Genomic DNA, 8,136 nt, shown 5'->3' on the forward strand with positions numbered 1-8,136 from the left:
CTCACGCCATTCCCAGGGATCAACCTTAGGATCGCCGCACCACCAGTATTCAGGAACTGTACGCTCCTCAAGAGAAAAGCCCGGGATATCATTCTTGAAAAGTGGTACAAATCCTATATCATTTATATAGTTTATAGCTTCTTCTGGCGTATGAATGCATTCAGGGTCATCCCACTCGACGCCGTACATGATCCATGTTCCGCTCTCATTTCCCATATATTTTCCCCATCTAATTTTCTATAAATATTAAGAACTACTCATTATTTGTTATTCTATTATGTATTAATTTTTTAGCTTTGTGTACAAAATAAGCCGCAGCACTATGGCTGCAGCCCTGTTATGAAATACATGTTATATTCTTTTATTTTGTAGATTCTCTTTTGATAACCTGTGGGTAAGTAATATAGCTTTGTATATGCAGGTTAGGTTTATTGATTTTCTGAACTATCATACTTCCGGCTTCCTGTCCCATATCATATACATCAATATTTACGACAGTAAGCTTTGGACTAAGTATCTTCGAAAAAGGATAATCATCAAAAGTAATAATGCCTATATCTTCAGGAATTTTTATTTTTTTGTCATTAAGAGCTTTAACGCATCCGTAAGCAAGATAGTTATTGGCACATATTATTGCTTCAGGTATATTCCTGCTTTTTAAGATCTGTAATGTCATTTCATAGCCATCTTCTACCCCTGAATTTCCATACTGAAGATAACCTGGCGGAAGAAGAACATCGTGTTCTTTAAGAACAGACTTAACGCCTTCTAATCTATGCATGGAAATTTTGTCCTCATCAGTTCCTCCAATAAAAGCAATTGTCTGATATCCTACTGTTAGAAGATGCTTGGCTGCTATCTGACCTGCATGCCTATTATCAGCATCTATCCAGCAAAAATTATTGTCAAAGCTCGGAACCCCAATAACAAGATGAGGTATAGCCATAGCAGATACAAGTTCACTTAATTCCGGGGTTATGACAGATGCATGAATCACAAATCCATCAACATATTTAGTATCAAATGCATTTTTAACATATTCACAGACATCGTTTTTCTTAAGTGCCTTTACAAGAAAACCATATCCTTTTTGCGTTAGCATAGCTTCCATTCCGCACATCATTTCAAACATGTGAGGATTACTAAAGCCAGCACCTTTTTCTATATCAGTTACAAAAGCAATAGTATGATTAGACTGACTTACAAAATTTCTAGCTCTTTGATTAGGATGATAGCCAAGTTCTTCCATCACACTATTGACTCTGTCAGCAGTTTCTTTTGATATCGAATATGATCCATGCATTACTTTTGAAACAGTTGCAATTGATGTATTAGCCTTCTTTGCAACATCCTTTATTGTGACACTCATATACATCTTTCCTCATATGCTACATTTTGAATCTATAATTCCAAGTGAATCACTTCATCAAAGCCCCGTTCTCTTTATTATTGCACATCCCTTTGGTTTTAATATATTATTTTCTAATCCTTCTGAAAAGATTATAGATGCATCTGGCGAACCCTTTTTCAGCTCTGCATCAATAGTCTTATCATCATCAGACATATTCATTAAAACAATAATTTCAATATCTTTAGTATAACGGATAAAATCGATCATATAATCATTTTTATCAGCTTTAATTACTTTAAACTCACCTGAACGCAAGGCCTCTTCTGCATTTCGAAGGGCTATGACCTTTTTATAAAACTGTTCAAGCTCGGCCTCTTCCTTTTCCCATGGCATCGGATTCCTATAGTCTTTCTCTAAAATTCCAGAGATTCCCTTTTCATCTCCATAGAACACCGACGGCATTCCAGGGAATGTCATCAGAAAAAGAACTGCAAGCTTGTACCTGCCTAAATCACCATCGCACAGCGACAGGAATCTGCTAACGTCGTGAGAATCAAGGAGATTAAGCTGGGACATTACAGTCTTCTTTCTATATCTCGTGTACATATCTGTGATTCTATCAGCAAACTCCCTTGCATCAATAGAACGTTCACCAAAAAAGCGTCTTGAATGCTTCCTGAAATCATAGTTCATAGCTCCGTCAAATATAGTGCCATCAAGCCAATGATTTGCTGTTTCCCATACTTCTCCTATAAGAATCGCATCCGGGTTTTCTTCTTTTACAGCTGTATTAAATGCTCTCCAAAAGCCATCATTAACTTCACTTGCAACATCTAGTCTCCACCCATCAATTCCGAACTCTCTGACCCAGTATTTTCCCACATTTACAAAATATTCCATGGTATCTTTGTTAGCAAGGTTGAGTTTAGGCATCATCCTCTCATAGCCAAAACAGTCGTAGGTCGGATAGTCTTCAAAATTATCAGGCCTTACTACAGGAAATTTAAGCCCGTAAAACCAGTCTTTGTATTTTGACTTTTCTCCATTTCTGACTACATCTTCGAAAGCGAAAAACTTCCATCCACAATGATTGAAAACGCCGTCTATTACTACACGTATACCGTTCTTATGGTAAGTATCCACAAGCTTCTTGAAATCCTCATTGGTGCCAAAACAAGGATCGATGTTGTAGTAGTCAAGAAGATCGTACTTATGGTACTCTCCTGCCGCAAATATCGGATTGATATATATGGAGTTGACACCAAGGTTCTTGATATAATCAACGTTTTCGGTTATTCCTTTGATGGTTCCGCCAAGTTTTCCCGATACTGTATTGCCTTTCCATTCCTTGGTCGTAGATTCGCCACTTATACTGCAGCGTCCTGTAGCAAAACTATCCGGAAAAATATTATAAAATATTGCATCCTTAGCCCAAGCAGGGGGATTCACTATGTCAGCCCTATGGTTAAATGGAAGCTGGAAATACTCTGACCTGTCGTCAACAGGCGATTTACAAAAGCAGTCGCCGTAGTAATAAGTATTCTCATCCCCGCTTTCAAGATAGAAATAATAGCAAAGCCTCTTGTAAGGATTATCCAGCGTCACTTCAAAAATGTCATAAAGGCTTGTGGTATGCGCCACGTGCATAACAGCCTTTGTAAAAATAACTGGTGTCTGCCTGCAGGATCTGTCTCCGTAATACAGTGTACAAGCCGTGATATCACCTCTTTTGGCACGAAGTCTTATTGTTATATGATTTTCATCCTCCCCATAAGCATAGTGCGACATGGGGATATGAAGAATTGAGCTTTTTTCCATTATCCTTTTACTCCTCCTGATGTAAGTCCTGTTGTCATGTTCTTCTGAAGAGCAAAGAACACTATTAGTATTGGGAGTGATACTACAATTGATGCTGCTGAAAAAATCGGCCAGTTACCACTCATCTCGCTAGCTTGCAAAGAATACAGTCCTGCTGCCAATGTATATGTATTTGAACCTGTCATAAAGTTAACAGCAAATATATACTCATTCCATACGTATATCAAAACCATCATAGCTGTTACAGCAATTGTAGGTCTTGCAAGCGGCATAACTATCTTAACTACTATTTTAAATGGGCTTGCACCATCTATCATGGCTGCTTCTTCAATTTCTTTAGGTATAGTGTCGAAATATCCCTTCATATTCCATAGAGCAAATACTGCTTCTGTTCCTGTATACACTATGATAAGACCTATTCTGGTATTAATAAGTCCCATAGGACTCAGTATTTTATAAAGTGCTGTCATAGACAAAAGTGAAGGAAATGCATACAAAAGAATTATTGTCTTTAATATAAGATTTCTTCCTACAAATCTTTGCCTTGAGAACACATACGCTGCAGGTATTCCAGTCCCAAGTGCTATGACAAGGGTAGATATAGCTAATATAAGACTATTAGAAAGCCAAAGCATTATAGGCTCATCTACAAATACTGCTCTATAGTTATCTAAAGTAAAAGCTTTCGGAATAAAAGAAAAGTTTGAACTAAGAAGACTATTATTTGAATTTAGGGATACTGACAGTGCATATAATATTGGGATCAAAGAAAGAAAACACAGTACTACAAATAGTATATTCAGGAAAAAGAGTTTTACGCTTTCTTTAACTTTTTTGGTCATGAGTTTTTCTCCTTTTTTCCCATATTATTGGTAATAAGAGTTGATGCGATAAGCATTATAAATATAAGCATGGATACAGCTGAGCTATAACCATAATTGTTAGTAACAAAAGCCTTCTCATAGGCATAGGTCATAATGGTGTGAATATCAGCGCCCGTTTTAGCTCCGACCTGTTGTGTCAAAAGATAAACAACATCAAACTGTTTAAATGTAGTGAACATAGTGATCACAACTGATGGACCTATTATAGGTTTGATCATAGGTATTGTTATATATACAGTTCTTTGCAGCCATCCAGCACCATCAAGAACCGCGCTTTCATAAAAGCTTTTGTCAATACTTTGGAACGCACCATCCATAATTGTCATCATGAACGGAAGAGCCAGCCAAAGATTTACTATTGTACAGCAAATAAAAGCTGAAACATTTGAAGATAACCATCTTACAGGTTCCATCCCCAGTTTTGTCAACCACTGATTCAAAAGTCCAAACTGAGAATTATATATACCTGTCTTCCACAAGAGAATAGATACATATCCAGGCATTGCCCAAGGAAAGATAAGAAGTGTCTTGTACACATTTCTGAGTTTAAGGCCTTTAACATTCAGCAAAGAAGCAAGAATAAAAGCTATCACAAGCTGTAAAATCATACTTACCAGTGTCCATATCAGCGTCATTAATAGAGCTGATATGAAGCCATTATCAAAGACAAGTAATGCATCTGCATAATTCTTAAGTCCAACAAAAGTATAGTTTGTCCAATGGTAGACATTCATATTAGTCAAAGATATATATCCTGTATAGATTATAGGGAATATGACTATCAGAATTATCAACACCAGAGACGGGGCAGACCAAAGATACGCTTTCAATGTTTGCATTCTGGTTTTCAAGGTAAGATTACTAATATTATTATTTTTATGCCTTTGATATATATCAGTCATTTTACTTCCCGCTTCTTTTTGATCAAAACCATTAGTTTTTGCAGATTTTGAATCTTTAGATATATACTGAGATTCTTTTAGATTCTCGTTTTTAATATAGGTTTCCAAATCTATATAAGCCTCCGAATCACTATCATTAGTGTAGTCATCACTTCATGCTGGATATTAACTGTTCTGCCTCTTCCTGAGCTTTAGAAGTACTTTCTGCTATATCTTTATTACTCAGATTTACATCAGTAAGTAAGTTACCCATAACTGACCACATGACATCCATTTCAGGAATATTTGGCATTGGAACAGCATTCTGAGCTGTTTCTTTCATCATCATTACTACTTCATCCGACTTAATCTTTGGATCGTCATAACATGATTGTCTTGCAGGTGCACAGCCGCTTGCATTTGCAAGTCCAATTTCAACTTCAGGATCCATAAGTACATTTAATACTTTTGTAACTGAATCTTTTTTGTTTTCAGCTGCAAATTTAAGAACCTGCACGCCCTGAACTCCCATATATGGCATAATAGGTTTACCAGTCTCATCTATCACCGGCATTGGTGCTACTCCAACATCCATTCCACTTTCACGTACAGTCGGGATAAGCCAAGGACCGGCTATTGTAGAATGTGCCATTCCTTCACTAAAGAGAGTGTTGACTGTTGCATACTCTGTTTCTCCAGGCATAAGCTCTACAAATTTTTTGTGGTAATTTAAGGCATCAACTACTTCTTCAGAATCAAGCGATGGTTCTCCATCAGAACTTAATATTTCTGCTCCAAAACCTGATAACCATCCTGCGGCATAATAAGGTGTACTATGCTGTTCAACAAAGCCATAATGACCTCCTGCTGTATTTTCTTCCATATACTTATAGAGCTCTTCTGTTGTTGCAGGTACTTCTGAATCATCCATATATCTTTTGTTATATACAAACAGTAATGTTTCATAGTAAATAGGAAGTTGATAAATACAATCCTTATAGGTAGCCGCTGTTAGTGTTGTATCTATATAATCGTTTAACTGCTCTTCCGGTATTATATCTGTAATTTCAGCAAGTATTCCCATTTCTGCATATATGCCGATCTTATCATGAGCAAAGATATACATGTCGGGAGCAGAATTAGGGTCATTTCCAACCATTTTTAATGACTCTGTAAGATCAGTTTTCTTTTCAAGGACTACATGAATATCAGGTTCAAGCTGTGATAACTTATCCTGTAGAACTTCTACTACAGCATCTTCCTTATCATGCCAGATGACTATAGTCTTATCATCCACTTGAGTTTTAGTGTTTCCACAACCCGTTAGCATCCCTACTGTTGTAGCTATTGTCATTAGAATTGAAAATAACCTCTTTTTCATTGCTCCCTCCGATGTTATATCTTTTTTGATTAAATGTTTTTATCTCTATATATCCATATTTATTATTTGGACTTTCTTCTTATAGCATATGTACCTGCTCCGACTACTGCTGCAAGTGCTACAATTCCTCCAACTATAGGAAGTGTTGTATTATTGGCCGTATTTTCTTTTTTAGCACCAGCAACTTCCTGTTCTTCATTGTGATCAGTCTGATTTACAGCTTCTGTACTATCAGCAACTTTGTCTTTACTGTCATTTTCATCGTCACCTGTATTAGTAGCCACTTCAACCTCTTCGTAATATACTTCATAAGAATCTTTATCACTTACCACTACCCAAACATCAACTCCTGAATCTATTGATATATCTGCTGTCTGTACAGATCCATCACATGCATTAACTATGATAGAGTTTACCCATCCTGGAACTTCTTTGATAAGCCATCCGTTCTCGCCTTCTTCAAGAGCTTCTCCAGGCCATGTACTATATACTCCAGTCCCATCAGGAGCTGACCAAGCCCAAAGACAAGGCTTTTCCCAATCACTTGGCGCTGTTACATGAATAGTTATGTTTGGTGCTGCTGCCTTGTCAGGATCCATATATGAAAACTCATATGTTCCATCAGATTCAATATTTACCCATACTTCTGCAGCATCAATCTTAATATCTTCAGTTTTAGATTTACCATCTTCAGAGCTTACTGTTATAGTCTTTGCTGATACTGGAATGTCAGCTGTATACCAGTTTGTAGAATCCAGTAGCATTTCTTTGCCCAGATCATCTTCAAAAGCATATGTCCCATCTTCCAAACTTCCCTGAAGGAAAGGCACTCCCCAGGAATCTTCTGCTCTTACATGAACTGGAAATTTCTCAACATATTCTGGAATATCACCTGTTGTAAGCTTATCTGTAACTATGCTAACATCATCGGGTGCATTTACTGTAACCCATGTATTAACAGCCTCTTCAAGAATGATCTCATCTGTCTGAACTTCGCCATTATTAGCATTTATAATAATGTGATTAGCCCACGAAGGAATGTATATATAATACCAACCATCATTATTTTTATCCTGATCCATTACTCCACCAGGCCACATATCAAAAGCACTATTACCATCTTCATCCCATGCCCATACACAAGGGTTCTCCCAGTCATCTGGAACCTGAGAATATACAACTATCTTTTCATTATCGCCACCTTCTGCCTCTACCGGAACTGCAATCTTAGAAAGAATAGCCACAAAAGCTATAAGAGCAATTGCAAGTTTTGAAACAAGCATTTTTAACTGTTTCATATTTTCCTCCTGTTTTCTTTTTTGTATTACCTTCTCTTATGGTATTTTTCATGACAGGGTGTGCACATTCCCTTTTGATAGTTTAATTCTATGAGAAAACAAAAAGCGAAACAACGACAATTTGGGTAAACGTTTTCCCACAAATTGCACTGTTTCGCCTAGGCTAATCTATATATTTTTTATTAATTTTATACAAAAAATAAAGAGATCAATAAAAGATTGTTACTTTTGCACAGGAAAAAGCATGGAAAATTTCGCAAGTTTTTTCCTAAATAATTGTTATTATAACCATCACTGTCATTATTATTTCTAATCTGATTTTTTAATCACTAATCATATCAAGTGGTACAAAGTGCTTATCATTTATATCACAGACCTTCTTAACTCTTCGTCTGTACTTTTCATCCATGAGAGCATCCGTATTAAGCCAGGTCTTTACTATTTCCATAGATATAAGGGTTCCAATTATCTTGGCGCCAAGGCACAGGATGTTAGAATCAGTGTGCTGGCGGGCAAGTGTGGC

At 36.8% G+C, this 8,136-nt stretch carries 8 protein-coding genes; all 8 read right to left on the minus strand.

The window, feature by feature from the left end:
- Positions 1-216: AlkZ-related protein (locus tag K6G87_RS12615; RefSeq protein ID WP_330669853.1), on the minus strand; the 216-nt coding region annotated here is incomplete at its 3' end.
- 145 nt (positions 217-361) lie between these two features.
- A complete protein-coding gene (locus K6G87_RS12620; protein WP_296837826.1) occupies positions 362-1,369 on the minus strand; it encodes a LacI family DNA-binding transcriptional regulator in 1,008 nt (335 codons plus the stop codon).
- A gap of 57 nt (positions 1,370-1,426) precedes the next feature.
- A complete protein-coding gene (locus K6G87_RS12625; RefSeq protein WP_296837830.1) occupies positions 1,427-3,169 on the minus strand; it encodes a glycoside hydrolase family 13 protein in 1,743 nt (580 codons plus the stop codon).
- The gene (locus K6G87_RS12630) at positions 3,169-4,011 is read right to left on the minus strand and encodes a sugar ABC transporter permease (RefSeq protein WP_296837832.1); all 843 of its coding nucleotides are present in this window, start codon (positions 4,009-4,011) and stop codon (positions 3,169-3,171) included. The genes K6G87_RS12625 and K6G87_RS12630 overlap by 1 nt, the downstream gene beginning before the upstream one ends.
- Complete coding sequence (locus K6G87_RS12635; protein ID WP_296837841.1) at positions 4,008-4,787, minus strand: carbohydrate ABC transporter permease; 780 nt, start codon at positions 4,785-4,787, stop codon at positions 4,008-4,010. The genes K6G87_RS12630 and K6G87_RS12635 overlap by 4 nt, the downstream gene beginning before the upstream one ends.
- 316 nt (positions 4,788-5,103) lie before the next feature.
- Positions 5,104-6,315, minus strand: coding sequence for an extracellular solute-binding protein (locus K6G87_RS12640; protein WP_296837834.1), 1,212 nt, complete (start codon positions 6,313-6,315; stop codon positions 5,104-5,106).
- 62 nt (positions 6,316-6,377) lie between these two features.
- A complete protein-coding gene (locus tag K6G87_RS12645; RefSeq protein WP_296837836.1) occupies positions 6,378-7,613 on the minus strand; it encodes a starch-binding protein in 1,236 nt (411 codons plus the stop codon).
- Between the two features lie 322 nt (positions 7,614-7,935).
- Positions 7,936-8,136 (minus strand): RpiB/LacA/LacB family sugar-phosphate isomerase (locus K6G87_RS12650; protein ID WP_296837838.1); only part of this gene is annotated, 201 nt, incomplete at its 5' end.

The organism is Butyrivibrio sp. (assembly GCF_024699075.1).

What these genes read in the sequence shown, in the direction of transcription:
- K6G87_RS12620 (WP_296837826.1), bottom strand. Translation starts at nt 1,369, where the DNA reads ATGAGTGTCACAATAAAGGATGTTGCAAAGAAGGCTAATACATCAATT.
- K6G87_RS12625 (WP_296837830.1), bottom strand. Translation starts at nt 3,169, where the DNA reads ATGGAAAAAAGCTCAATTCTTCATATCCCCATGTCGCACTATGCTTAT.
- K6G87_RS12630 (WP_296837832.1), bottom strand. Translation starts at nt 4,011, where the DNA reads ATGACCAAAAAAGTTAAAGAAAGCGTAAAACTCTTTTTCCTGAATATA.
- K6G87_RS12635 (WP_296837841.1), bottom strand. Translation starts at nt 4,787, where the DNA reads ATGAATGTCTACCATTGGACAAACTATACTTTTGTTGGACTTAAGAAT.
- K6G87_RS12640 (WP_296837834.1), bottom strand. Translation starts at nt 6,315, where the DNA reads ATGAAAAAGAGGTTATTTTCAATTCTAATGACAATAGCTACAACAGTA.
- K6G87_RS12645 (WP_296837836.1), bottom strand. Translation starts at nt 7,613, where the DNA reads ATGAAACAGTTAAAAATGCTTGTTTCAAAACTTGCAATTGCTCTTATA.